The organism is Pseudomonas sp. BF-R-30, from assembly GCF_019956175.1.
Taxonomy (GTDB): Bacteria; Pseudomonadota; Gammaproteobacteria; order Pseudomonadales; family Pseudomonadaceae; genus Aquipseudomonas; species Aquipseudomonas jessenii.
On record NZ_JAHBDE010000055.1, the window covers coordinates 175,071 to 198,417 of the forward strand.

At 60.2% G+C, this 23,347-nt stretch carries 24 protein-coding genes; 13 read left to right on the forward strand and 11 right to left on the reverse strand.

Annotated features, from left to right (window positions below):
* The first annotated feature begins 12 nt into the window (after positions 1-12).
* From rng to tldD, 4 genes are all read left to right on the forward strand, one after another.
* The gene (gene rng / locus KGB20_RS23580; RefSeq protein WP_090453080.1) at positions 13-1,470 is read left to right on the forward strand and encodes a ribonuclease G; all 1,458 of its coding nucleotides are present in this window, start codon (positions 13-15) and stop codon (positions 1,468-1,470) included.
* Between the two features lie 75 nt (positions 1,471-1,545).
* Positions 1,546-5,349 carry a YhdP family protein gene (locus KGB20_RS23585; protein WP_154910435.1) on the forward strand — a complete coding sequence of 1,268 codons (3,804 nt, stop codon included), beginning with the start codon at positions 1,546-1,548 and terminating at the stop codon, positions 5,347-5,349.
* Positions 5,350-5,532: 183 nt separating this feature from the next.
* A complete protein-coding gene (locus KGB20_RS23590) occupies positions 5,533-6,387 on the forward strand; it encodes a carbon-nitrogen hydrolase family protein (RefSeq protein ID WP_154910434.1) in 855 nt (284 codons plus the stop codon).
* 12 nt (positions 6,388-6,399) lie between these two features.
* Positions 6,400-7,842, forward strand: coding sequence for a metalloprotease TldD (gene tldD, locus KGB20_RS23595; protein ID WP_102669080.1), 1,443 nt, complete (start codon positions 6,400-6,402; stop codon positions 7,840-7,842).
* A 48-nt stretch (positions 7,843-7,890) separates the two neighbouring features.
* Here the strand turns inward: tldD and yjgA are convergent, their stop codons facing one another.
* On the reverse strand, positions 7,891-8,415 hold the full coding sequence (gene yjgA / locus KGB20_RS23600) for a ribosome biogenesis factor YjgA (RefSeq protein WP_057716427.1): 525 nt from the start codon (positions 8,413-8,415) through the stop codon (positions 7,891-7,893).
* A gap of 108 nt (positions 8,416-8,523) precedes the next feature.
* On the opposite strand from yjgA, the gene pmbA reads away from it, so the two are divergent.
* The 6 genes from pmbA (at position 8,524) to KGB20_RS23630 (ending at position 13,877) form a co-directional block, all read left to right on the forward strand.
* A complete protein-coding gene (gene pmbA / locus KGB20_RS23605) occupies positions 8,524-9,870 on the forward strand; it encodes a metalloprotease PmbA (protein ID WP_057716426.1) in 1,347 nt (448 codons plus the stop codon).
* Between the two features lie 247 nt (positions 9,871-10,117).
* Positions 10,118-10,513, forward strand: a complete 396-nt coding sequence (locus KGB20_RS23610; protein WP_090453084.1) for a FagA protein — start codon at positions 10,118-10,120, stop codon at positions 10,511-10,513.
* Positions 10,506-11,882, forward strand: coding sequence for a class II fumarate hydratase (locus tag KGB20_RS23615; RefSeq protein WP_150812808.1), 1,377 nt, complete (start codon positions 10,506-10,508; stop codon positions 11,880-11,882). The genes KGB20_RS23610 and KGB20_RS23615 overlap by 8 nt, the downstream gene beginning before the upstream one ends.
* Positions 11,883-11,909: 27 nt before the next feature.
* Positions 11,910-12,338 (forward strand): hypothetical protein, encoded by a 429-nt coding sequence (locus tag KGB20_RS23620; RefSeq protein ID WP_154861584.1) that lies wholly within the window; start codon positions 11,910-11,912, stop codon positions 12,336-12,338.
* Between the two features lie 2 nt (positions 12,339-12,340).
* Positions 12,341-12,952 (forward strand): superoxide dismutase, encoded by a 612-nt coding sequence (locus KGB20_RS23625; protein ID WP_154861585.1) that lies wholly within the window; start codon positions 12,341-12,343, stop codon positions 12,950-12,952.
* Positions 12,953-12,983: 31 nt separating this feature from the next.
* On the forward strand, positions 12,984-13,877 hold the full coding sequence (locus KGB20_RS23630) for a ZIP family metal transporter (RefSeq protein WP_154861586.1): 894 nt from the start codon (positions 12,984-12,986) through the stop codon (positions 13,875-13,877).
* Between the two features lie 28 nt (positions 13,878-13,905).
* Here KGB20_RS23630 and KGB20_RS23635 read toward each other — a convergent pair whose 3' ends face one another.
* The 10 genes from KGB20_RS23635 to KGB20_RS23680 form a co-directional block, all read right to left on the reverse strand.
* The gene (locus KGB20_RS23635; RefSeq protein WP_057716420.1) at positions 13,906-14,178 is read right to left on the reverse strand and encodes an HPr family phosphocarrier protein; all 273 of its coding nucleotides are present in this window, start codon (positions 14,176-14,178) and stop codon (positions 13,906-13,908) included.
* Positions 14,179-14,193: 15 nt separating this feature from the next.
* Entirely contained in the window at positions 14,194-15,051 is an 858-nt protein-coding gene (gene rapZ, locus KGB20_RS23640; RefSeq protein ID WP_057716419.1) for an RNase adapter RapZ, read from the reverse strand.
* Between the two features lie 2 nt (positions 15,052-15,053).
* Entirely contained in the window at positions 15,054-15,518 is a 465-nt protein-coding gene (gene ptsN / locus KGB20_RS23645; protein ID WP_008046148.1) for a PTS IIA-like nitrogen regulatory protein PtsN, read from the reverse strand.
* 12 nt (positions 15,519-15,530) lie between these two features.
* Complete coding sequence (gene hpf, locus KGB20_RS23650; RefSeq protein WP_007941242.1) at positions 15,531-15,839, reverse strand: ribosome hibernation-promoting factor, HPF/YfiA family; 309 nt, start codon at positions 15,837-15,839, stop codon at positions 15,531-15,533.
* A 74-nt stretch (positions 15,840-15,913) separates the two neighbouring features.
* Positions 15,914-17,407, reverse strand: coding sequence for an RNA polymerase factor sigma-54 (locus tag KGB20_RS23655; protein ID WP_015093497.1), 1,494 nt, complete (start codon positions 17,405-17,407; stop codon positions 15,914-15,916).
* Positions 17,408-17,653: 246 nt separating this feature from the next.
* A complete protein-coding gene (gene lptB / locus KGB20_RS23660) occupies positions 17,654-18,379 on the reverse strand; it encodes an LPS export ABC transporter ATP-binding protein (protein WP_008054366.1) in 726 nt (241 codons plus the stop codon).
* The gene (gene lptA / locus KGB20_RS23665; protein ID WP_057716418.1) at positions 18,379-18,927 is read right to left on the reverse strand and encodes a lipopolysaccharide transport periplasmic protein LptA; all 549 of its coding nucleotides are present in this window, start codon (positions 18,925-18,927) and stop codon (positions 18,379-18,381) included. Before lptA ends, lptB begins: the two co-directional genes overlap by 1 nt.
* Positions 18,914-19,486, reverse strand: coding sequence for an LPS export ABC transporter periplasmic protein LptC (gene lptC / locus KGB20_RS23670; protein WP_154910433.1), 573 nt, complete (start codon positions 19,484-19,486; stop codon positions 18,914-18,916). Before lptC ends, lptA begins: the two co-directional genes overlap by 14 nt.
* A 7-nt stretch (positions 19,487-19,493) precedes the next feature.
* Positions 19,494-20,018, reverse strand: a complete 525-nt coding sequence (locus KGB20_RS23675) for a KdsC family phosphatase (protein WP_008018712.1) — start codon at positions 20,016-20,018, stop codon at positions 19,494-19,496.
* Positions 20,018-20,992: a KpsF/GutQ family sugar-phosphate isomerase gene (locus tag KGB20_RS23680; protein WP_057716416.1), complete on the reverse strand. Its 975-nt coding sequence runs from the start codon at positions 20,990-20,992 to the stop codon at positions 20,018-20,020. The genes KGB20_RS23675 and KGB20_RS23680 overlap by 1 nt, the downstream gene beginning before the upstream one ends.
* 275 nt (positions 20,993-21,267) lie before the next feature.
* On the opposite strand from KGB20_RS23680, the gene KGB20_RS23685 reads away from it, so the two are divergent.
* The 3 genes from KGB20_RS23685 to mlaD are packed head-to-tail and all read left to right on the forward strand — an operon-like array spanning position 21,268 to position 23,341.
* Positions 21,268-22,077, forward strand: a complete 810-nt coding sequence (locus KGB20_RS23685) for an ATP-binding cassette domain-containing protein (protein WP_007986707.1) — start codon at positions 21,268-21,270, stop codon at positions 22,075-22,077.
* Complete coding sequence (mlaE, locus tag KGB20_RS23690; RefSeq protein WP_057716415.1) at positions 22,077-22,874, forward strand: lipid asymmetry maintenance ABC transporter permease subunit MlaE; 798 nt, start codon at positions 22,077-22,079, stop codon at positions 22,872-22,874. The genes KGB20_RS23685 and mlaE overlap by 1 nt, the downstream gene beginning before the upstream one ends.
* Positions 22,874-23,341 carry an outer membrane lipid asymmetry maintenance protein MlaD gene (gene mlaD / locus KGB20_RS23695; protein ID WP_007970271.1) on the forward strand — a complete coding sequence of 156 codons (468 nt, stop codon included), beginning with the start codon at positions 22,874-22,876 and terminating at the stop codon, positions 23,339-23,341. The genes mlaE and mlaD overlap by 1 nt, the downstream gene beginning before the upstream one ends.
* The last annotated feature ends 6 nt before the right edge of the window (positions 23,342-23,347 follow it).

A 23,347-nucleotide genomic window follows, 5' to 3' on the forward strand; every position in this document is an offset into this window, starting at 1 on the left:
CGAGACCCTGCCATGAGTGAAGAGATTCTGATCAACATCACGCCGATGGAGTCGCGCGTGGCGGTGGTCGAAAACGGTGTCCTGCAAGAGGTCCACGTCGAGCGTACGCAAAAGCGCGGGATCGTCGGCAACATCTATAAAGGCAAAGTCGTGCGGGTATTGCCTGGAATGCAGGCGGCATTCGTCGATATCGGCCTGGACCGTGCCGCGTTCATTCATGCGTCGGAAATTTCCGTGCGAGAAGGCCCGGCGGTCGAGAGCATCAGTGCACTGGTGCACGAGGGCCAGAGCCTGGTGGTGCAGGTGACCAAGGATCCGATCGGTTCCAAAGGCGCACGCCTGACTACCCAGCTTTCGATTCCTTCACGTTATCTGGTGTACATGCCGCGCACGGCCCATGTCGGTATTTCTCTGAAGATCGAAGACGAAGCCGAGCGCGAACGCCTCAAACAGGTGGTCACTGATTGCGTGGCCAAGGAAGGTATCAAGGAGGCTGGCGGTTTCATCCTGCGCACGGCAGCCGAAGGTGCCGGCGCGGATGAAATCCTTATGGACATCCGTTATCTGCGCCGTCTTTGGGATCAGATCAACGCCCAGATCAAAACCATCAGTGCGCCTAGCGTAATCTACGAAGACCTCGGTCTGGCGCTGCGCACCCTGCGTGACCTGGTGAGCCCGAAAATCGAGAAGATCCGCATCGACTCCCGGGAAACCTTTCAGAAAACCACGCAATTCGTCGCCGAACTGATGCCCGAGATCGCTGACCGCCTGGAGCACTACCCGGGCGAGCGGCCGATTTTCGACCTGTATGGCGTCGAAGACGAAATCCAGAAGGCACTCGAACGCAAGGTCCCGCTCAAGTCCGGCGGTTATCTGGTGGTCGATCCGGCGGAAGCCATGAGCACCATCGACGTCAATACCGGGGCGTTTGTCGGCCACCGCAATCTCGAAGAGACCATCTTCAAGACCAACCTCGAAGCCGCGACGGCCATCGCCCGTCAATTGCGCCTGCGTAATCTGGGCGGAATCATCATCATCGACTTCATCGACATGGAAGATGAAGAGCACCAGCGCCAGGTGTTGCGCACGCTCGAAAAGCAACTGGAGCGCGATCACGCCAAGACCAACATCATCGGTATCACCGAGCTGGGCCTGGTGCAGATGACCCGCAAGCGCACCCGCGAAAGCCTTGAACAGGTGTTGTGCGAGCCGTGCAATGCCTGTCAGGGACGGGGCAAGCTCAAGACCCCGGAAACCGTTTGCTACGAAATCTTCCGTGAAATCCTGCGCGAGGCTCGCGCCTATCAGGCGGAAGGCTATCGTGTATTGGCAAACCAGAAAGTGGTGGACCGCCTGCTCGACGAAGAGTCGGGCAACGTTGCCGAACTGGAAGGGTTTATCGGGCGCACCATCCGCTTTCAGGTCGAAACCATGTATTCCCAGGAACAATACGACGTGGTGCTGCTCTGAAGCGTTTTGTTTTGATTGTTCGAGAATGGCTGGCCTCAGCTTTTTGCAAAACTTTTGCCATGGGAGCCACCTGACATGGACCGTCTGACACGCATATTGGCCGCACTGACCCGCTGGGGTCTGGGCCTGTGCGCGTTGGTTTTGGTGTTGATGGCGCTCTACGTCAGCCTTGGCCGGGAGCTGACGCCGTTAGTCGCCGAGTACCGCCCCGACATCGAAACCAAAGCCAGCGATGCCTTGGGCATGCCGTTGCAGATCGGCGAGCTCGAAGGCAACTGGAGTGGATTCGCCCCTATATTGATGGCCCGCGACGTGACGGTCGGCGACGGCGCCAATGCCTTGCACCTGGATCAGGTGCGCGCGGTGCCGGACCTTTGGGCCAGCTTGATGGCCCGCCAGGTACGCATCGCTCATCTGGAGTTCAGCGGCCTCAAGATCAACCTCAGGCAAGGTGAGGACGGTCAGTGGGCTCTGGAAGGTCTGCCGATGCGCCAGGACCAGCCCACCGATCCAGAGCAACTGCTCAATCAGATGCAGATGATCCAGCAACTGTCGGTGCTCGACAGCCAGGTGACCTTGCAGCCGTTTGGCGAATCGCCGCTGACCCTGACTTATGTCGGCCTGAATCTGAAAACCGGGGCGTCACGGCAGCGGCTCGACGCACGGCTGACCCTGCCTGACGGGCAACCAGTGGCCATGAGCCTGCGTACCCGTATTCGAGCCAGCCAATGGAAGGACGGTGAAGCCGAGGTCTACCTGAGCCTGCCGCAAAGCGACTGGTCGAAGTGGTTGCCTGAACGTCTGACCCAACAGTGGAATTTTTCCGAGATCAAGGCCGGCGGCGAGCTGTGGGTGACTTGGGGCAAAGGCACCTTGCAAAGCGCTGCGGTGCGCGTGAACGCGCCACAACTCAAGGGTGCCTACGCCGAGCGCAAGCCGGTCCAGATCAATAACCTGGCGCTCAATGGTTACTTCCAGCGCAGTGCCAAAGGTGCGTCAGTGACTCTGGACTCCCTGGCGATGAACTTCGGCGAGACCCGCTGGGAAACGCATCTGCAGCTCACGCAAAACGCCGCCACCGATAAAACCGAAGAACTCTGGCACCTGCAAGCCGACCGGGTTGATCTCACGCCGCTGACTCCGCTGCTCAACGCCCTGGCGCCGTTACCAGAGGGTTTTGCCACGGTCGTCGAGCGGCTCAAGGTCACGGGCGGCCTGCGCAACGTGCTGGTCGACTTCCGCCCCAATGCCACTGACGACAGCAAGTTCGGGTTTGCCGCCAACCTCGACCAGGTGGGCTTCGACGCCTATCACGGTGCGCCGGCGGCGCGAAATGTCAGCGGCAGCATCAGCGGTGACCTGGGGCGCGGCGAACTGCGCATGGACAGCAAGGATTTCATGCTGCACCTGGACCCGATTTTCGCCAAGCCATGGCAGTACATTCAGGCCAATGCGCGGCTGACCTGGAAACTCGATAAAGAAGGTTTCACCCTGATCGCGCCGTATCTGAAAGTGCTGGGCGAGGAAGGCAAGATCGCCGGCGACTTCCTGATTCGCCTGTATTTCGATCACACCCAGGAAGACTACATGGACCTGCGGGTCGGCCTGGTGGACGGTGACGGTCGCTACACCGCCAAGTACTTGCCGACGGTCCTCAGCCCGGCACTGGACGAATGGCTGCGCACGGCGATTCTCAAGGGCGCGGTGGATCAAGGCTTCTTCCAGTATCAAGGGTCGCTCAGCCACGGTGCCGCGGACGTCGATCGCAGCATCAGCCTGTACTTCAAGGTTCACGATGCCGAACTGGCCTTCCAGCCGGGCTGGCCCCATGTCAGCAAGGTCAGCGGCGATGTGTTTGTCGAAGACAGCGGCGTGCGGATTCTGGCCAGCACGGGCCAATTGCTCGACACCCAGGTCAACGATATCTACGTCGACATTCCCCATGTGCCGGCCGGACAGAACGTTCATTTGTTCCTCGATGGCGGATTTGCCGGCGGTTTGGGTGATGGCCTGAAAATCCTCCAGGAAGCACCGATCGGCACCGGAGCAACCTTTGCCGGCTGGGAAGGCGAGGGCGACCTGCAAGGCAAGTTGAAGCTCGATATTCCCCTGGCAAAAGGCGAGGAGCCGAAAATCCTCGTCGATTTCAAGACCGCCAAGGCGCGCTTGAAACTGGCCGAACCTGCGCTGGAACTGACCCAACTCAAAGGTGATTTCCGTTTTGACAGCGGCAAAGGCCTGACCGGGCAGAACATCAGCGCCCGGGCGTTCGACAAACCGGTCACCGCACAGATATTTGCCGATGGCAGCCCAGGCAAGCACAGTACCCGGGTGGCTGCGTCAGGGCAGGTCGAGGTCAAGAAACTGACTGACTGGCTGAAGGTCACCCAGCCTCTACCGGTGAGCGGTGTGATCCCGTATCAACTGCAACTGACCCTGGACGGCGCCGACAGCCAGTTGATGGTCAATTCCAGCCTCAAGGGCGTGGCCGTCGATTTGCCTGCACCGTTCGGCATAACCTCCGAGGCCGGGCGCGACACCACGTTCCGCATGACCTTGCAGGGCGACGAGCGGCGTTATTGGGTCAACTACGGGGGCTTGGCGAGTTTCACGTTCGCGGCCCCGGCCAGTAGTTTCGCCGACGGTCGCGGGGAGTTGTTCCTCGGTGGCGGCGAGTCCGTCTTGCCTGGCACCAAAGGCTTGCGGATACGGGGCGTGCTGTCGGAGCTGGACGTTGGCCCGTGGAAGGATCTGGTGGACAGATACGCCGGACAAGACCCCGGCGGCAGCGCCAGGCAACTGCTCAGCGGCGCGGATTTCAAGGTGGGCAAACTCAGCGGTATCGGCACCACCCTCGATCAGGCCTCGATCCAGCTGGCGCGCAAGCCTTCCGCCTGGGCGCTACAACTGGACAGCCAGCAGATCAATGGCAGCGCCAGCCTTCCCGATGCGAAAGCCACGCCGATCACGATCAATCTGCAAACTGTGCGCCTGCCCGCACCGGACCCGACCGTGCTGGCCGATGAAAATTCGCCGGATCCGCTGGCGTCGGTGGACCCGACAAAAATCCCCGCGATGGACATCACCATCAATCAGCTATTCCAGGGGCAGGATCTGGTGGGGGGCTGGTCGCTGAAAATTCGTCCGACGCCCAAGGGCATAGAGTTCAACTCCCTGGACCTGGGCCTCAAGGGCATGCTGTTGGTGGGCAGCGGTGGTTGGGAAGGCGTGCCTGGCGCCAGCAACAGCTGGTACAAGGGTCGTATCAGCGGCAAGAACCTCGCCGATGTGCTCAAGGGCTGGGGGTTTGCGCCGAGCGTCACCAGCCAGGACTTCTATATGGATGTCGATGGCCGCTGGCCCGGCTCACCGGCCTGGGTGGCGACCAAGCGTTTCTCCGGCACGCTTGATGCGACCCTCAATCAGGGTCAGTTCGTCGAGGTTGAGGGCAGTGCCCAGGCGCTGCGGGTATTTGGCTTGCTCAACTTCAACTCCATCGGCCGGCGCCTGCGCCTGGATTTCTCCGACCTGTTCGGCAAAGGACTGAGTTATGACCGGGTCAAGGGGCTGCTGGTCGGGACCAATGGTGTGTATGTCACCCGTAAGCCGATCCAGCTGACGGGCCCGTCGAGCACCATTGAACTCGACGGCACCCTGAACATGGTGGCCGATCAGATCGATGCGAAACTGATGGTGACCTTGCCGGTGACCAATAACCTGCCGATTGCCGCATTGATCGTCGGTGCACCCGCGGTCGGCGGGGCGCTGTTCCTGATCGACAAGCTGATCGGAGACCGGGTCGCCCGTTTCGCCAGTGTGAAGTACACCGTCAAAGGGCCTTGGAAAGAACCAAAGATTGCCTTCGACAAGGCTTTTTGAAACGCCATCCTTCGGGCCTATGGAGTAGCATGGCCATTGCGGCTCGCCCCCTGTAGGAGCGAGCCCGCTCGCGATGGACGTGAACGATGACGCAGGCTGTCTGAAAAAACGCGTCGCATTCAAACTCATCGCGAGCAAGCTCGCTCCTACAAGGTCTGTGTTGGTTTCAATAAGGAAAAGGCCATGTCTATAGCGGTGATTCAAATGGTCAGCCAGAGCGATGTGCTGGCCAATCTGGCCCAGGCCCGTCGGCTGCTCGAGCAAGCGGCCGCCGGTGGCGCGAAGCTCGCGGTATTGCCGGAGAACTTCGCCGCCATGGGCCGGCGCGACATTGCCGACATCGGGCGCGCCGAAGCACTGGGCGAAGGCCCGATCCTGCCCTGGTTGAAACAGACCGCACGCGACCTCAAGTTATGGATTGTGGCCGGCACGTTGCCGTTGCCGCCGGTGGATCAACCGGCGGCCAAGGTGCATGCCTGTTCGTTGCTGGTCGATGACCAGGGTGAAACGGTGGCGCGCTACGACAAGCTGCACCTGTTCGACGTCGATGTGGCTGACAATCGCGGCCGTTATCGTGAATCCGATGACTATGCTTATGGCAGTGGGGTCGTGGTGGCGGACACACCGGTTGGGCGGGTTGGCCTGACGGTCTGTTACGACTTGCGCTTCCCGGAGCTGTACAGCGAATTGCGCGCAGCCGGCGCGGAACTGATTACCGCCCCTTCGGCCTTCACGGCGGTGACCGGCGCGGCGCATTGGGATGTGCTGATTCGCGCACGGGCCATCGAGACACAATGTTATGTGCTCGCGGCTGCCCAGGGTGGGACGCATCCGGGGCCGCGGGAAACTTTCGGTCATGCTGCCATCATCGACCCGTGGGGGCGTGTGCTGGCACAACAGGATCAAGGCGAGGCCGTGCTGCTGGCCGAACGCGACAGCAGCGAACAGGCGTCCATCCGGGCGCGCATGCCGGTGTCCAGTCACCGGCGCTTTTTCTCGCAGGGCGCCCAGCGACCTGCATCAGAACGACGAATTTAAGGCGTAAAGCATATGAGCGAGTTGTTGTCCTCAGTCAGTGAACACCTGCTGGCGCCCGGTGGCGTCACGATCGAGAGCCTGCAAGGCGTGCTCGGCGACCTGGCCGGGCCGGGCATCGATGCGGCCGACCTGTATTTCCAGGGGCAGATCTCCGAGTCCTGGGCGCTGGAAGACGGCATCGTCAAGGAAGGCAGCTTCAACCTTGACCAAGGTGTGGGCGTGCGCGCGCAATCGGGTGAAAAAACCGGTTTTGCCTACAGCAATGCCATCACCCTGGAAGCCCTTGGCGCGGCGGCGCGGGCCGCCCGTTCGATTTCCCGCGCTGGCCAGAATGGCACCGTGCAGGCATTCACCAGCCAGGATGTCGCGCAGTTGTATGCGCCGGACAATCCCCTGGAAGTGCTGACCCGTGCCGAGAAAGTCGATTTGCTCAAGCGAGTCGATGCCGCGACCCGCGCCCTCGACCCACGCATCCAGCAAGTCACCGTGAGCATGGCCGGTGTCTGGGAGCGGATTCTGGTGGCTTCCACCGACGGCGGTCTGGCGGCGGATGTACGGCCGCTGGTGCGCTTCAACGTCAGCGTGATCGTCGAGCAGAACGGTCGCCGCGAGCGCGGTGGTCATGGCGGTGGCGGTCGGACCGATTACCGTTATTTCCTCGGCGAAGACCGCGCCATGGGCTATGCCCGTGAAGCGTTGCGCCAGGCGCTGGTCAACCTCGAAGCCATTCCGGCACCGGCCGGTACCTTGCCGGTGGTGCTCGGTTCCGGCTGGTCGGGCGTGTTGCTGCACGAAGCGGTCGGTCATGGTCTGGAAGGCGACTTCAACCGCAAGGGCAGTTCGGCCTACAGCGGTCGCATGGGCGAGATGGTTGCGTCGAAGCTGTGCACCATTGTCGATGACGGCACGCTGGCCGGTCGCCGTGGCTCGTTGAGTGTCGACGACGAAGGCACGCCGACCGAGTGCACCACGCTGATCGAAAACGGCGTACTCAAGGGCTACATGCAGGACAAGCTCAACGCCCGCCTGATGGGCGTGGCACGCACCGGTAACGGCCGTCGCGAATCCTACGCGCACCTGCCGATGCCGCGCATGACCAACACCTACATGCTCGCCGGCGAAAGCGACCCGGCGGAAATCATCGCTTCGGTGAAGCGCGGCATTTACTGCGCCAACCTGGGTGGCGGTCAGGTGGACATCACCAGCGGCAAGTTCGTGTTCTCCACCAGCGAGGCGTACCTGATCGAGGACGGCAAGATTACCGCTCCGGTCAAGGGCGCGACCCTGATCGGCAACGGGCCGGAAGCCATGAGCAAGGTGTCGATGGTCGGTAATGATCTGTCGCTGGACAGCGGCGTGGGTACGTGTGGCAAGGATGGGCAGTCGGTGCCGGTGGGTGTCGGCCAGCCAACGCTGAAGATTGATGCGATCACCGTGGGTGGCACGGGGTCGTAAGAAGTGAGGCTGCGGGTGAGCTGCGAGGCAGCTCACCCGCTTCGAGAATTAACGCAGACCGCGTTGAGTCTCGTCCAGCTCACGGATGTACTTGAAGATTTTACGGCTGGAAGCAGGAGGTTTGTTTTGCGCAACCTCATGCTGGGCCTGACGGATCAGGGAACGCAATTGCTGGCGGTCCGCGTCCGGGTAGTCGACGACGAATTTTTCCAGTACGGCATCGTCGCCGGCAATCAGACGATCGCGCCAGCGTTCCAGGTTATGGAAGCGTTCGTTGTATTGACGGGTGGAGGCATCGAGTTGATCGAGCAGAACCAGAATGGCGGTAGTGTCCTGATCGCGCATCAGTTTGCCGATGAACTGGAGGTGCCGTTTTCGCGCGATGTTCGCGGTGTGCTTGGGCGCATCGGCCAGAGCCCGACGCATTCCGTCGGTCAAGGGCAGTTTTGCCAGCAAGTCAGGCTTGAGTGTTGTAAGGCGCTCGCCAAGGTCAACCAGAGCATGCAGCTCGCGTTTGACCTGGGATTTGCTTTTTTCTCCCGTATCGAGGGAGTCGTCGTAAGAATCAACCATGGTGGCCGTCCGCAAAGAAACGCCGCCATGATAACCAGTCGGGGGCCGCTTGTCCGGCCCGGTCGCTCGATGACCGTTACCGAAAGCAGAATTTGAGTGGAGAACAGCATGAGTGCAGTTGAAAGCGTCGGCCCACAAGCGTTGCCGGCACTGCAGGAACAAGTCGAGCAGATCATCGCTGAAGCCAAGCGCCAGGGGGCCAGCGCCTGTGAAGTGGCGGTGTCGCTGGAGCAGGGGTTGTCGACTTCGGTGCGCCAGCGTGAAGTCGAAACCGTTGAGTTCAACCGCGACCAGGGGTTTGGCATCACCTTGTACGTGGGGCAACGCAAAGGCTCGGCCAGCACTTCGGCCAGCGGTCCTGATGCGATTCGCGAAACCGTCGCCGCTGCACTGGCCATTGCCAAACACACTTCGGAAGACGAAGCCTCGGGCCTTGCGGATGCCGCGCTGATGGCGCGCGATATTCCGGATTTCGACCTGTTCCACCAATGGGACATCACTCCGGAACAAGCCATCGAACAGGCTCTGGCCTGCGAAGCCGCGGCGTTTGCCGCCGACAGCCGGATCAAGAACGCCGACGGCACCACCCTCAGTACCCATCAGGGCTGCCGCGTTTATGGCAATAGCCACGGCTTTATCGGCGGTTACGCATCGACTCGGCACAGCTTGAGCTGCGTGATGATCGCCGAGGCCGATGGCCAGATGCAGCGCGATTACTGGTACGACGTAAACCGCCAGGGCAATCTGCTCGCCGACCCGGTAAGCATCGGTCAGCGCGCTGCACAACGAGCGGCGAGTCGTCTGGGCGCGCGTCCGGTGCCGACTTGCGAGGTGCCGGTGCTGTTTTCCGCAGAGTTGGCTGGGGGGCTGTTCGGCAGCTTCCTGTCGGCGATTTCCGGCGGCAGCCTGTATCGCAAGTCGTCCTTCCTTGAGGGTACCCTCGGGCAGAAGCTGTTTCCGGAGTGGCTGACCATCGACGAACGTCCGCATCTGATGCGTGCCATGGGCAGCGCAGCGTTCGACGGTGATGGTTTGGCAACCTACGCCAAACCGTTCGTCGAAAAGGGCGAGTTGGTGTCTTACATCCTTGGCACCTATTCCGGCCGCAAGCTCGGTATGCCGAGCACGGCCAACGCCGGCGGCGTGCACAACCTGTTCGTCACCCATGGCGACGAAGACCAGGCGGCGTTGCTGCGGCGCATGGGGCGTGGCTTGCTGGTGACTGAATTGATGGGGCAGGGCCTCAACATGGTCACCGGCGATTACTCCCGTGGTGCAGCGGGTTATTGGGTCGAGAACGGTGAAATCCAGTTCGCGGTCCAGGAAGTGACCATCGCCGGCAATATGCGCGACATGTTCAAGCAGATCGTTGCCGTGGGTAATGATCTGGAGCTGCGCAGCAACATTCGCACCGGCTCGGTGTTGATCGAGCGGATGACGGTGGCGGGTAGCTAAGCCTCGGCCGCTTCACCAAAAGGCGCGCCACCCATTGGGTGGCGCGCCTTTTTTTTGACTTGCACGCGCCCCCTGTGGGAGCGGGCTTGCTCGCGAATACGGTGTGTCAGTCGATGCTTAGGGTGGCTGACACTCCGCATTCGCGAGCAAGCCCGCTCCCACATTGAGTGTGTACCAAAGCCTTGAGCTTGTTTTGGTTCTCATTATCATACAATAATAAATCTCATTATCGAATGAGCCCCGGATCATGAGTTCTGCCTTGCACGAGCAGCCTTACCTCGAAAGCTGGCGCTGGATGAGTCGCCAGATCCGTTGCGCGATGAACCCCGACGAGCCTCGCCTGATCGACCACTACCTGGCCGAAGGCCGGTACCTGGCTTGTTGCACGGCCACCTCACCCTGGACCGTCGCCGAAACTTCCTTCCGATTGTTGCTCGATACCGCCGCCGATGTCGCGCTGCCGTGGCACTGGCGCACTTACTGTCTCGACCAGGCCTGGCGCCCGCTGCGCGAACTGGAACGCCTCTCGTTGTGCAAATGCCGCCTCAAGCGCTGGCAGAGCTACACCTGGCAACTCGCTACCTGTGAGTTGCAACCCTCGATTCCTCTCATAGAACTGATGCAAGGATCTCCCGATGAGTAATACCCGTATCGAACGCGACAGTATGGGCGAGCTTCAGGTCCCGGAAGACGCCCTCTACGGCGCACAGACCCAGCGTGCGGTGGATAACTTCCCGATCAGCGGCAAACCGATGCCGGTTCAGTTCATCCGCGCGTTGATCCTGGCCAAGGCCGCGGCCGCCCGCGCCAACGTCGAGCTCAAGCAGATCGGCGAAGCCCAGGGCAAAGCCATCGTCGACGCAGCCCAAGGCTTGCTCGAAGGCGATTTCATGCAGCACTTCCCGGTGGATGTGTTCCAGACCGGTTCCGGTACCAGCTCGAACATGAACGCCAACGAAGTGATCGCCACGCTGGCCAGCCGCTTGCTGGGCGAGGCGGTGAACCCCAACGATCACGTCAACTGCGGGCAGAGCAGCAACGACATCATCCCGACCACCATTCACGTCAGCGCAGCACTGGCGCTCCATGAGCAACTGCTGCCGGCGCTGACGCATCTGGTGCAGGTCATCGAGCACAAGGCCGAGCAGGTTCATCACCACGTCAAAACCGGGCGTACGCATCTGATGGACGCCATGCCGGTGCGCATGAGCCAAGTGCTCAACGGTTGGGCGCAGCAGCTCAAGGCCAACATCGGCCATCTGCAGGACTTGCAGCCAAGCCTGCAATCCCTGGCTCAAGGCGGCACGGCGGTGGGCACGGGTGTCAACGCCCACCCCGAATTCGCGACGCGTTTCAGCCAGCAGCTAAGCAAATTGACCCGGGTCGAGTTCCAGCCAGGCAAGGACCTGTTCGCGCTGATCGGCTCCCAGGACACTGCTGTTGCCGTCTCCGGACAGCTAAAGGCCACCGCCGTATCGCTGATGAAAATCGCCAACGATCTGCGCTGGATGAACTCCGGCCCACTGGCCGGCCTTGGCGAGATCGAACTGCAAGCCTTGCAGCCGGGCTCTTCGATCATGCCGGGCAAGGTCAACCCGGTCATTCCAGAGGCCACCGCGATGGTCGCGGCTCAGGTCATCGGCAACGACAGTGTTATCACCATCGCCGGTCAGTCGGGCAATTTCGAACTGAACGTGATGCTGCCGATCATCGCCCAGAACCTGCTGAGCAGTATCGAGTTGCTGGCCAATTCCAGTCGTCTGCTGGCAGACAAGGCCATCGCCAGCTTCAAGGTCAACGAAGGCCGGATCAAGGAAGCACTGTCACGCAACCCGATTCTGGTCACCGCGCTCAACCCGATCATCGGTTACCAGAAAGCTGCCGAGATTGCCAAGAAGGCCTATCAGCAAGGTCGGCCGGTGATTGACGTCGCGCTGGAACACACCGACCTGTCGCGCAGCCAGCTGGAAGAATTGCTCAACCCGGAAAAACTCACAGCGGGCGGCGTCTAAGCCCCGTTACCGCTTTGGAGGCGCACCATGGAGCACTGGAAACGCACGATCGAAAGAGCCAATCGCTTTTTCATGCTGGGTGAACTGGTCGATGCCCGCGAGGCGTACCTGCAGGCATTGGCTCTGGCCCAGGTGCTGTTCGAGCGCTGGGCGGATGCCGACGAAGCGGTAGCGGCCTGCGTGATTTCCCATCACAACCTGGCGGACCTGCACTTGCGTCTGAATCAGCCGGAGGAGAGCGCCGAATACTTGTGTGCCATCCACCAACGGCTCTTGCAGACCATGCAGGATCCGCGGCTACCTCAAACATTGCGAGAAGCCGCGTTGCGCCAGAGCAGCAAGACCTACGTCGAACTGCTGAATTTCATCAGTGAGCACGGCGAGTATCCGCGTACCCATCGGCTGCTGCACATCGATGTCGCTTCGCCTGCGCCTCATCATCATGGAGTCCATTGAACATGGCTTTTACCTTGCCTGCCTTGCCGTACGCCTACGATGCCCTGGAGCCGCACATCGATGCGCAGACCATGGAGATCCACTACACCAAGCATCACCAGACCTACATCAATAACCTGAACGTGGCTGTTGAAGGCACCGAGTATGCCGAGTGGCCCGTGGAGAAGCTGGTGTCCGCCGTTCAGCAACTGCCGGAAAAACTGCGGACGGCGGTGATCAACCAAGGCGGCGGCCACGCCAATCATTCGTTGTTCTGGGAAGTCATGGCGCCCGACGGTGGTGGCGAGCCCGAAGGCGTGCTGGCCAAGGCCATCGATGAACAACTGGGCGGTCTCGACAGCTTCAAGGAAGCCTTTACCAAGGCCGCGTTGACCCGCTTCGGCAGCGGCTGGGCCTGGCTGAGCGTGACCCCGCAAAAGACCTTGGTGGTGGAAAGCAGCGGTAACCAGGACAGCCCGTTGATGAACGGCAATACCCCGATTCTGGGCCTCGACGTCTGGGAGCACGCCTATTACCTGCGTTATCAGAACCGTCGTCCGGAATACATCAGCGCGTTCTACCGCGTGATCAATTGGCCGCAAGTCTCTGCGCGCTATCAGGCCGCACTGGTTTAAGTCTTCCATAAAAACAATCCAAGGCTGGACTATGGGCACTGAAACACTGGCGATCGGAAATGGACGGATGTTTCGTTACGCGTTCGGATCGCTGTTGCTGCTGGCGGGAATGAGCCTTTTGGTTGCCCATGGGCTGGCATGGCTCGACCTTGAGCCGAAGTTGCTGCGCGCACTGCAGGGCGGTGCGATCTGCGCCTTGGGTACCGCGCTGGGCGCTGTGCCGGTGTTGGTGATTCGGCGGATGCCGCAGAGGCTCAGCGACACTTTGCTTGGCTTTGGCGCTGGCGTGATGCTGGCTGCGACGGCATTTTCGCTGATCGTTCCGGGCATCTCTGCCGCCGAAGGGCTTGGACTGTCACCTTGGGCGTCCAGTGGGTTGATCAGCTTCGGCATTATGCTCGGCGCCTTCCTGTTGTTCCTGGTGGATCGGAAGGTCTCTGGCGCCAGCCCGGACATGCTGGTCGGCACGCTGGAACGACCGGGCATTGCTCCGCGGATCTGGCTGTTCGTATTTGCCATCATCGCCCACAACATTCCGGAAGGCATGGCGGTAGGTGTTTCGGCCGGTGGCGCAATGCCTGACGCCGACAGCCTGGCCATGGGCATTGCCTTGCAGGATGTACCGGAGGGATTGGTCATCGCTTTGGTGCTGGTCGGGGCAGGGATGTCCCGGGGCAAGGCGTTCCTGATCGGTGCGGCGTCAGGTTTGGTAGAACCGGTGTTCGCACTGCTATGCGCGTGGCTGGTGAGCCTGGCCGAACTGCTGCTGCCTTTGGGATTGGCGCTGGCGGCGGGTGCGATGCTGCTGGTGGTGACCCACGAAGTCATTCCCGAGTCGCGCCGCAATGGTCATGACAAGCTTGCCAGCCTCGGGCTGCTGATGGGATTTTGTTTGATGATGGTGATGGATACAGCCCTCGCTTGATTTGTGGTGAGGGGCTTTTGTGGTTGTATTACTCGCCTTCGTCGAAGAAGTTGTTGATCAACGCCACCAGAGCATCCAGCGCTTCCTGTTCCTGCTCGCCTTCTGTGCTCAAGTGGATCGTGGTGCCTTTGCCGGCGGCCAGCATCATCATCGCCATGATGCTTTTGCCATCGACCATGGACTGTGGCGTACGTCCGGCCCTGATCTGGCACGGGAACTGACCTGCTACCCCAACGAATTTTGCAGAAGCGCGAGCGTGCAGACCCAGTTTATTGATGATTTCGATTTCCAGAGCAGGCATCGCGATGTGAATCCTTTAGCTGAGGTCGCGGTGGCGGACCTGGACGTTCTTCAGGGATTGTTGCAGCGTTTGCCCCAGACGCTCGGTCAGGTAGACGGAACGGTGATGTCCGCCAGTGCAGCCAATGGCAATGGTGACGTAGGCGCGGTTGCTGGCGGCAAAACGAGGCAGCCACTTTAGCAGGTATGTGGAAATGTCCTGGAACATCTCTTCGACATCCGGCTGGGCCGCCAGGTATTCGGCAACCGGTTGATCGAGCCCGGACTGTTCGCGCAACTCCGGTTTCCAGTAAGGGTTGGGCAGGCAGCGCACATCGAACACCAGGTCGGCGTCCACCGGCATGCCGCGCTTGAAGCCGAAGGATTCCACCAGGAACGCAGTCCCCGGCTCCGGCTGATTCAACAGACGCAGTTTGATGGCATCGCGCAGTTGATACAGGTTCAGGCTGGTAGTGTTGATCTTGAGATCGGCGAGGTCGGCAATCGGCCCGAGCAGGACGCTCTCGACGCTGATGGCTTCGGCCAGCGAGCGGTTGGCGTTGGTCAGGGGGTGACGTCGGCGGGTTTCCGAGAAACGCTTGAGCAGGGTTTCTTCGTCGGCGTCCAGGTACAGCACATCGCACTGGATGTGGCGGGCACGGACTTCCTCGAGCAGGTCGGGGAAGCGTGACAGGTGGCTGGGCAGATTGCGCGCGTCAATGGAAACGGCGACCAGCGGCTGCAGCATCTCGGTATGAACCAGGGCGCGTTCGGCCAGCTCCGGCAGCAGACCGGCTGGCAGGTTGTCGATGCAGTAGTAGCCGCTGTCCTCAAGAACGTCGAGGGCGGTACTTTTACCTGAGCCGGAACGGCCACTGACGATGATCAAGCGCATGATTACTGACCGTTTTGCTCGTCAAGGACAACCTGATACAGGGCTTCGTTGCTTGCAGCACTACGTAGCTTTTCGCGAACTTCCTTGCGGTCGAGCATGCTGGCGATCTGTCGCAGCAGCTCAAGGTGCGCATCGGTGGCGGCTTCCGGGACCAACAGCACGAACAGCAGGTCAACCGGCGCGCCGTCGATGGCGTCGAAATCGATAGGGGCGTCCAGGTGCATCAATGCACTGATGGGCGAAACACAGCCCTTGAGACGGCAATGTGGAATAGCGATGCCATTGCCAAACCCGGTGGAGCCGAGTTTTTCACGGGCGATCAGCGCCTCGAAGACATCTTGCATCTCCAGGGCCGGCACTTCGCGGGCGATAAGATTGGCAATTTGTTCGAGGGCTTTCTTTTTACTGCCTCCCGGCACGTTCACCAGGGAACGGCCGGGGGTCAGGATACTTTCAAGTCGGATCATGGGTTGGGAGTGTTAACGACCGGTTGCGCCCTGGAGGAGGCTCTGGGTCTTTTCCTTATGCTTTTTGAGTTGTTTATCCAGCTTGTCGGTGAGTGCGTCGATCGCGGCATACATATCGGTATGTTCCGCGTTGGCGACCACTTCATTCCCGGGAATATGCAGCGTGGCTTCGATTTTCTGCTTCAGTTTTTCGACGGTCATCGTGACCTGCACATTAGTGATCTTGTCGAAATGTCGCTCCAATCGTTCGAGTTTTTCGCCGATGTAGGTGCGAAGAGGTTCGGTCACTTCCAGTTGGTGTCCACTGATGTTGACTTGCATACAGCTTCTCCTTCGTTGCCAGTGCATAAAGCGGTAGATCAGATGATCTACCACTGGAACGCTGTGGCGTGGCCCTACATCAACCGCTTGCGTTCGCTCGAAGGCGCGATCCCGAGGGATTCGCGGTACTTGGCGACGGTGCGGCGAGCCACCTGAATGCCTTGTGCCTCCAGTAAACCAGCGATCTTGCTGTCACTCAACGGCTTTTTCTGATTTTCCGCTGCAACCAGTTTTTTGATGATCGCCCGGATCGCCGTGGACGAGCATTCGCCGCCTTCGGAGGTGCTTACGTGACTGGAAAAAAAGTACTTCAGTTCATAAATGCCCCGGGGGGTGTGCATGAACTTCTGGGTGGTCACCCGTGAAATCGTCGATTCATGCATGCCGACCGCTTCGGCGATGTCATGCAGGACCAGCGGCTTCATGGCTTCGTCGCCGTACTCCAGAAAGCCGCGCTGATGCTCGACGATCTGGGTGGCAACCTTCATCAGGGTTTCATTGCGGCTTTGCAGGCTCTTGATGAACCAGCGGGCCTCCTGCAACTGATTGCGCATGAAGGTATTGTCGGCGCTGGTGTCGGCGCGGCGCACGAAACCGGCGTACTGGGCATTGACCCGCAGCCGTGGCACCGACTCCTGATTGAGCTCCACCAGCCAGCGCTCGTTGTCCTTGCGCACGATGACGTCAGGGACGACGTACTCGGCTTCGGTGGACTCGATCTGCGAGCCCGGGCGCGGGTTGAGGCTCTGGACCAGCTCGATGACCTGGCGCAGCTCATCTTCCTTGAGCTTCATGCGACGCATCAACTGGCTGTAGTCGCGGCTGCCAAGCAGGTCGATGTAATCGGTGACCAGGCGCTTGGCCTCGGCCAGCCAAGGGGTCTTGGCAGGCAGCTGGCGCAATTGCAGCAGCAGGCATTCGCCCAGGTTGCGGGCGCCGATGCCGGCGGGCTCGAATTGCTGGATGCGGTGCAGGACGGCTTCGATTTCGTCCAGTTCGATGTCCAGTTCCGGGTCGAACGCTTCGAGGATTTCCTCGAGGGTTTCGTCCAGGTAGCCCTGATTGTTGATGCAGTCGATCAGGGTCACGGCGATCAGGCGATCGGTGTCGGACATCGGGGCCAGGTTCAGTTGCCACAGCAAGTGGCTCTGCAGGCTTTCGCCGGCCGAGGTGCGGGTGGTGAAGTCCCACTCGTCATCATCATTGCTGGGCAGGCTGCTGGCGCTGGTCTGGTAAACGTCTTCCCACGCGGTGTCGACGGGGAGTTCGTTGGGGATACGCTCGTTCCAGTCACCCTCATCGAGGTTATCAACCGTCGGGGCGCTTTCCTGGTAGGAGGGCTCCTGGATGTCGGTGTTGGGCTTTTGTTCGGCGTTATCGGCCAGGGGGTCGGAATTGTCGAAGTCGTCGCCTTCTTCCTGGCGTTCGAGCATCGGATTGGACTCCAGGGCCTCCTGGATTTCCTGTTGCAGGTCCAGGGTCGACAATTGGAGCAGGCGGATGGCCTGTTGCAGCTGCGGTGTCATCGTCAGCTGCTGGCCCATTCTCAAGACTAGCGATGGTTTCATGGCAGGGGCTTAACACCTTATTCGCCGGCGCACATGCGCCATCCACTACAGGGCGCCGGGGCGCCAAACTTAAGCAAATTATATGCCTGAAACTAAAGGGTTTGCCTAGAGCGCTGTAACAATAAAAAACTATAAAGCGGTGTTGCTGCGCTGCCCTTGTCGAGGGCTGACCACGCTTGTCGGCACGGAGGCGCTGGTGAGTGGCTGCTCAGGTGCCCGGGCAACTGCCTGGGCACGGCTCAGCGCTTACAGGCGGAACTCATGGCCCAGATACACTTCCTTGACCAGGTCGTTGGCCAGGATGGTCTCTGCGTCGCCTTCGGCAATCAGTTGGCCGTCATTGACGATATAGGCGGTTTCACAGATATCCAGGGTTTCACGAACGTTGTGGTCCGTGATCAGCACGCCAATGCCCTTGGCCTTGAGGTGGTGAATGATCTGCTTGATGTCGCCGACCGAAATCGGGTCCACGCCGGCGAAGGGCTCGTCGAGGAGGATGAATTTCGGGTTGGTGGCCAGGGCGCGGGCGATTTCCACGCGACGGCGCTCACCACCGGACAGGCTCATGCCCAGGTTGTCGCGGATGTGGCTGATGTGGAATTCCTGCAGCAGGCTTTCCAGCTCCTTGCGTCGACCGGCCTTGTCGAGTTCCTTGCGGGTCTCGAGGATGGCCATGATGTTGTCGGCCACCGACAGTTTGCGGAAGATCGATGCTTCTTGCGGCAAGTAGCCGATACCAGCCTTTGCGCGGCCGTGCATCGGTTGGTGGCTGACGTCCAGGTCATCGATCAGGACGCGGCCCTGGTCGGCTTGCACCAGGCCGACGATCATGTAGAAGCAGGTGGTCTTGCCGGCGCCGTTCGGGCCAAGCAGGCCGACGATCTGGCCGCTGTCGATGGACAGGCTGACGTCACGCACGACCTGGCGGCTCTTGTAGCTCTTGGCCAGATGCTGAGCTTTCAGAGTTGCCATTACTGGGCCTTTTTCTCGTCGGTTTTCTTCTTCGGCTGGATCACCATGTCGATACGCGGACGCGCCTCGGTGACTTTGCTGCCTGTGGCGCGACCGGCGCTGGCGAGTTTCTTGTCCGTGTCGTAGACAATTTTCTCACCTTGGGTGACGTTGTTGTCCTTGTCGACAACTTTGGCCTTGTCGATCAGTACGACGCGATTTTGCGAAGCGTGATACTGGATCGTCACGCCCCAACCCTGGACAGGCTTGGTGTCGCCAGCCGTTTGCAATTGCTCGAAGTACGCCAGGTTGCCCACCGAGGTCACTACGTCAATGTCGCCAGCCGGGGTGCGGGTGATGGTAACGGTGTTGCCTGTCACCTTCATCGAGCCTTGGGTGATGATCACGTCACCTTTATAGGTGGCAATACCTTGCTTGTCGTCCAGTTGGGCATCGTCGGCCTGAATACGGATAGGCTGCTGTTGGTCTTCCGGCAGAGCCCAGGCGCTCACGCTTCCCAGTGCTGCGCCCAGACTGAGCAAAATCGGGAGGGTTTTAACGAGCCTCATACTGTCCTCTTACGTTCGATAGCAGGTGTATCCTGCTTTCTTTCAAATACGCTTTCATTCCCTTGCCAGTCGATACACCGCCAGCGCCGTCGATTCTAACGTCTTGCTCGGTCTGCGCATATTGCTGCTGCGGGAACACGGTCATGCGGGTGCTGGTGATCAGGGTTCTACGGTTTTTCTCGTCGAAGCGCGTGATGCGCACGTCATCGATCAGTTCGACCTGTGTGCCATCAGGGTTGACCTCGCCGCGCAGGCTCTGGACGTGCCACGGGAATTCAGTGCCGCGGAAAACATTCAGGTCGGGGTTGGTCAGCAATGTCACCTCGGTCGCTTTCACGTGCTCGACCTTGTCGGACACCAGATCATATTGCAGCTTGCCGTCGGGCAGGTACTGCACGCTGTGGGCGTTGATGGCGTAATAGTCGATCGCGCTTTCATCGACCGGCATTACCGGCTTGTCGAGGAAGCGTTCCGGGCTGATGTTCCAGTAGCCAACCGCAGCGAATATCGCCGCGATGCAACTGAACATCAGGGTGTTGCGAAATTTTTTGCTCAGCATAGTGGGCTCACAGGTACGCCGCATTGGCCGCGTCGAGGCGGTCCTGGGCGCGCAGGATCAATTCGCAGAATTCGCGAGCGGCACCTTCGCCGCCACGGGCGAGGGTGATGCCGTGGGCGTGTTCACGCACGAAGCTGGCGGCATTGGCCACCGCCATGCCCAGGCCGACGCGGCGAATCACCGGCAGGTCCGGCAGGTCGTCGCCGAGGTAGGCCACCTGTTCATAGCTCAGGTTGAGTTGGGCCAGCAGTTCGTCGAGTACCACCAGTTTATCCTCGCGACCCTGATAGAGGTGCGGGATGCCGAGATTTTTGGCCCGCCGCTCGACCACCGGGGTCTTGCGGCCACTGATGATGGCGGTCTGCACGCCGGCGGCCATCAGCATCTTGATGCCCTGGCCGTCGAGGGTGTTGAACGTCTTGAACTCGCTGCCGTCTTCGAGGAAGTACAGGCGCCCATCGGTCAGCACGCCATCGACATCGAACACTGCCAGCTTGATCTGTTTGCCGCGTTGCAGCAGGTCCGCACTCATCACATTACTCCTGCACGCAGCAAGTCGTGCATGTTCAAGGCGCCGACCGGGCGGTCTTCACTGTCGACTACGACCAGCGCGTTGATTTTATGGTCTTCCATGATTTTCAGCGCTTCGGCGGCGAGCATCTCGGCGCGGGCAGTCTTGCCGTGTGCTGTCATGACCTGGTCGATGGTAGCGCTATGGATGTCGATGCTACGGTCCAGCGTGCGACGCAAGTCACCGTCAGTAAAGATCCCGGCCAGCTTTCCGTCGGCTTCCAGAATCACGGTCATGCCCAGGCCTTTGCGGGTCATTTCCATTAGTGCGTCCTTCAGCAGGGTGCCGCGCTGTACTTGCGGTAACTCTTGCCCGGCGTGCATGACATTTTCCACTTTCAGCAGCAGGCGTCGGCCCAGGGCGCCGCCGGGATGGGAAAAGGCGAAGTCTTCGGCGGTAAAGCCACGGGCTTCCAGCAGCGCGACTGCCAAGGCATCGCCCATGACCAGGGCGGCGGTGGTCGACGAGGTGGGGGCCAGGTTCAACGGACAGGCTTCGTGCTCGACGTGAACATTCAGGTTGACCTCGGCGGCCTTGGCTAGCGGCGAGTCAGGCTTGCCGGTCACGCTGATCAACTGAATGCCCAGGCGCTTGATCAGTGGCAGCAGGGTCACGATTTCATTGGTGGAGCCGGAATTCGAGAGCGCCAGAATGATGTCGTCGCGGGTAATCATGCCCATGTCACCGTGGCTGGCTTCAGCCGGGTGCACAAAAAACGCCGTGGTGCCGGTGCTGGCCAAGGTCGCGGCAATCTTGTTGCCGATGTGTCCCGACTTGCCCATGCCGACCACGACCACGCGGCCTTTGCTGGCCAGAATCATCTCGCAAGCGCGTACGAAATCTGCGTCGATATGGGGTAGCAGGCCTTGCACTGCTTCTACCTCGAGGCGGATGGTGCGTTGTGCAGATTGAATCAGGTCGCTGGATTGGCTCATGTCAGAAATCGTATAGCCTGATGAAAAGGCGGCGATTATAACGGTTATGATCGAAACCCTCACGCTAGTTCGTCGCGCATTGCCATCCTTGTTGCCGGAAACCTTCTAAACGGGGCCTTCAACCTGTCATGCAGTTGAACATGACCTGGCTTTGGCCTTGGGCGCGCAGCCGTTGCAGTGATATAGTTCGCCGCCAGTTCGGCCTGCCCGGGAGGTATGTGCTTTTGTCAGAAAGCCAGGCGTCCGAGTGAGAGGCTGCATCGCAAGGAGTTTAGATGAGTGCCGATAACGCCTACGCGGTCGAGCTGAAGGGACTGTCCTTCAAGCGCGGTGCGCGCAGCATTTTCAATAATGTCGATATCCGTATCCCGCGCGGCAAGGTCACCGGCATCATGGGGCCTTCCGGGTGTGGCAAGACCACGCTCTTGCGTCTGATGGGCGCCCAGTTGCGGCCCACCAAGGGCGAAGTCTGGGTCAACGGTCAGAACCTGCCAAAACTGTCGCGCAGTGACCTGTTCGACGCGCGCAAGCATATGGGCGTGCTGTTTCAGAGCGGCGCGCTGTTTACCGACCTCGATGTCTTCGAGAACGTCGCTTTTCCGTTGCGTGTTCATACCCAACTGCCGGATGAAATGATCCGCGACATTGTCCTGCTCAAATTGCAGGCCGTGGGCTTGCGCGGTGCCATCGAGCTGATGCCCGATGAGCTTTCCGGCGGCATGAAGCGCCGTGTTGCGCTGGCCCGGGCGATTGCGCTCGACCCGCAGATCCTCATGTACGACGAGCCCTTTGTCGGCCAGGACCCCATCGCAATGGGCGTTCTGGTGCGCCTCATCCGGTTGCTCAACGATGCGCTGGGCATCACCAGCATCGTGGTATCCCACGACCTGGCCGAGACCGCGAGCATTGCCGATTACATTTATGTGGTGGGCGATGGTCAGGTGTTGGGGCAGGGGACGCCGGACGAGTTGATGAATTCGGATGAACCGCGCATTCGTCAGTTCATGACCGGCGAACCCGATGGCCCGGTTCCGTACCACTTTCCAGCGACGGATTACCGCGCAGATCTTCTGGGGAAGCGCTGATGCGCAGAATTTCATTGATGGAGCGCGTTCGCCGCTTCGGCCAGGCCGGCATCGATGTGCTGGCGGTGTTCGGGCGTTCGAGCCTGTTCCTGTTCCATGCCTTGCTCGGCCGGGGCGGTATCGGTGGCGGCTTCGGGCTGCTGGTCAAGCAGTTGCATTCGGTGGGCGTGATGTCCCTGGTGATCATCGTGGTCTCCGGGGTGTTCATCGGCATGGTGCTGGCGCTGCAGGGCTTCAACATTCTTTCCAGCTATGGTTCAGAGCAGGCTGTCGGGCAGATGGTGGCGCTGACGCTGCTGCGTGAGCTGGGGCCGGTGGTGACCGCCTTGCTGTTCGCCGGGCGCGCAGGTTCGGCGTTGACCGCCGAAATCGGCAACATGAAGTCCACCGAGCAGTTGTCCAGCCTGGAAATGATCGGGGTCGACCCGCTCAAGTACATCATCGCGCCACGCCTGTGGGCCGGTTTCATTTCCCTGCCGGTGCTGGCGATGATTTTCAGCGTGGTGGGTATCTGGGGTGGCTCGTGGGTAGCGGTCGACTGGCTGGGGGTCTATGAGGGCTCCTACTGGTCGAACATGCAGAACAGCGTGACGTTCGCCGACGATGTGCTCAACGGGATCATCAAAAGTATCGTCTTTGCCTTTGTCGTGACCTGGATCGCCGTATTCCAAGGCTATGACTGCGAACCCACTTCCGAGGGGATCAGTCGTGCCACTACCAAGACCGTTGTATATGCCTCGTTGGCAGTACTCGGCCTGGACTTTATTCTGACCGCCTTGATGTTTGGAGATTTCTGATGCAAAACCGCACCCTGGAAATCGGTGTCGGCCTTTTCTTGCTGGCTGGCATCCTGGCTTTGCTCTTGTTGGCGTTGCGGGTCAGCGGCCTGTCTCCGACTCCGAGCACCGACACGTATAAACTTTACGCCTACTTCGACAATATCGCCGGTTTGACGGTCAGAGCAAAGGTGACCATGGCCGGTGTGACCATCGGCAAGGTCACGGCCATCGATCTGGATCGCGACAGTTTCACCGGTCGGGTGACCATGCAGCTGGAAAAACGCATCGATAATCTGCCGGCGGACTCCACTGCATCTATCCTGACTGCTGGCCTGTTGGGCGAGAAGTACATCGGTATCAGCGTGGGCGGGGAAGACACCCTGCTCAAGGATGGTGGAACCATCCATGACACGCAGTCATCGCTGGTGCTCGAAGACCTGATCGGTAAATTCCTGCTCAATACCGTTAGCAAAGAAGCTAAATGAGGAACT

Bases quoted from the DNA above. Each gene is read 5' to 3' on its own strand.
- mlaE (WP_057716415.1), top strand. From the start codon at position 22,077: ATGCGCAGAATTTCATTGATGGAGCGCGTTCGCCGCTTCGGCCAGGCC.
- KGB20_RS23630 (WP_154861586.1), top strand. From the start codon at position 12,984: ATGGGCACTGAAACACTGGCGATCGGAAATGGACGGATGTTTCGTTAC.
- hpf (WP_007941242.1), bottom strand. From the start codon at position 15,839: ATGCAAGTCAACATCAGTGGACACCAACTGGAAGTGACCGAACCTCTT.
- KGB20_RS23610 (WP_090453084.1), top strand. From the start codon at position 10,118: ATGAGTTCTGCCTTGCACGAGCAGCCTTACCTCGAAAGCTGGCGCTGG.
- KGB20_RS23635 (WP_057716420.1), bottom strand. From the start codon at position 14,178: ATGCCTGCTCTGGAAATCGAAATCATCAATAAACTGGGTCTGCACGCT.
- pmbA (WP_057716426.1), top strand. From the start codon at position 8,524: ATGAGTGCAGTTGAAAGCGTCGGCCCACAAGCGTTGCCGGCACTGCAG.
- KGB20_RS23680 (WP_057716416.1), bottom strand. From the start codon at position 20,992: ATGAGCCAATCCAGCGACCTGATTCAATCTGCACAACGCACCATCCGC.
- lptC (WP_154910433.1), bottom strand. From the start codon at position 19,486: ATGCTGAGCAAAAAATTTCGCAACACCCTGATGTTCAGTTGCATCGCG.
- KGB20_RS23655 (WP_015093497.1), bottom strand. From the start codon at position 17,407: ATGAAACCATCGCTAGTCTTGAGAATGGGCCAGCAGCTGACGATGACA.
- lptA (WP_057716418.1), bottom strand. From the start codon at position 18,927: ATGAGGCTCGTTAAAACCCTCCCGATTTTGCTCAGTCTGGGCGCAGCA.
- KGB20_RS23615 (WP_150812808.1), top strand. From the start codon at position 10,506: ATGAGTAATACCCGTATCGAACGCGACAGTATGGGCGAGCTTCAGGTC.
- rng (WP_090453080.1), top strand. From the start codon at position 13: ATGAGTGAAGAGATTCTGATCAACATCACGCCGATGGAGTCGCGCGTG.
- tldD (WP_102669080.1), top strand. From the start codon at position 6,400: ATGAGCGAGTTGTTGTCCTCAGTCAGTGAACACCTGCTGGCGCCCGGT.
- lptB (WP_008054366.1), bottom strand. From the start codon at position 18,379: ATGGCAACTCTGAAAGCTCAGCATCTGGCCAAGAGCTACAAGAGCCGC.
- mlaD (WP_007970271.1), top strand. From the start codon at position 22,874: ATGCAAAACCGCACCCTGGAAATCGGTGTCGGCCTTTTCTTGCTGGCT.
- KGB20_RS23620 (WP_154861584.1), top strand. From the start codon at position 11,910: ATGGAGCACTGGAAACGCACGATCGAAAGAGCCAATCGCTTTTTCATG.
- KGB20_RS23675 (WP_008018712.1), bottom strand. From the start codon at position 20,018: ATGAGTGCGGACCTGCTGCAACGCGGCAAACAGATCAAGCTGGCAGTG.
- KGB20_RS23585 (WP_154910435.1), top strand. From the start codon at position 1,546: ATGGACCGTCTGACACGCATATTGGCCGCACTGACCCGCTGGGGTCTG.
- yjgA (WP_057716427.1), bottom strand. From the start codon at position 8,415: ATGGTTGATTCTTACGACGACTCCCTCGATACGGGAGAAAAAAGCAAA.
- KGB20_RS23625 (WP_154861585.1), top strand. From the start codon at position 12,341: ATGGCTTTTACCTTGCCTGCCTTGCCGTACGCCTACGATGCCCTGGAG.
- KGB20_RS23685 (WP_007986707.1), top strand. From the start codon at position 21,268: ATGAGTGCCGATAACGCCTACGCGGTCGAGCTGAAGGGACTGTCCTTC.
- KGB20_RS23590 (WP_154910434.1), top strand. From the start codon at position 5,533: ATGTCTATAGCGGTGATTCAAATGGTCAGCCAGAGCGATGTGCTGGCC.
- rapZ (WP_057716419.1), bottom strand. From the start codon at position 15,051: ATGCGCTTGATCATCGTCAGTGGCCGTTCCGGCTCAGGTAAAAGTACC.
- ptsN (WP_008046148.1), bottom strand. From the start codon at position 15,518: ATGATCCGACTTGAAAGTATCCTGACCCCCGGCCGTTCCCTGGTGAAC.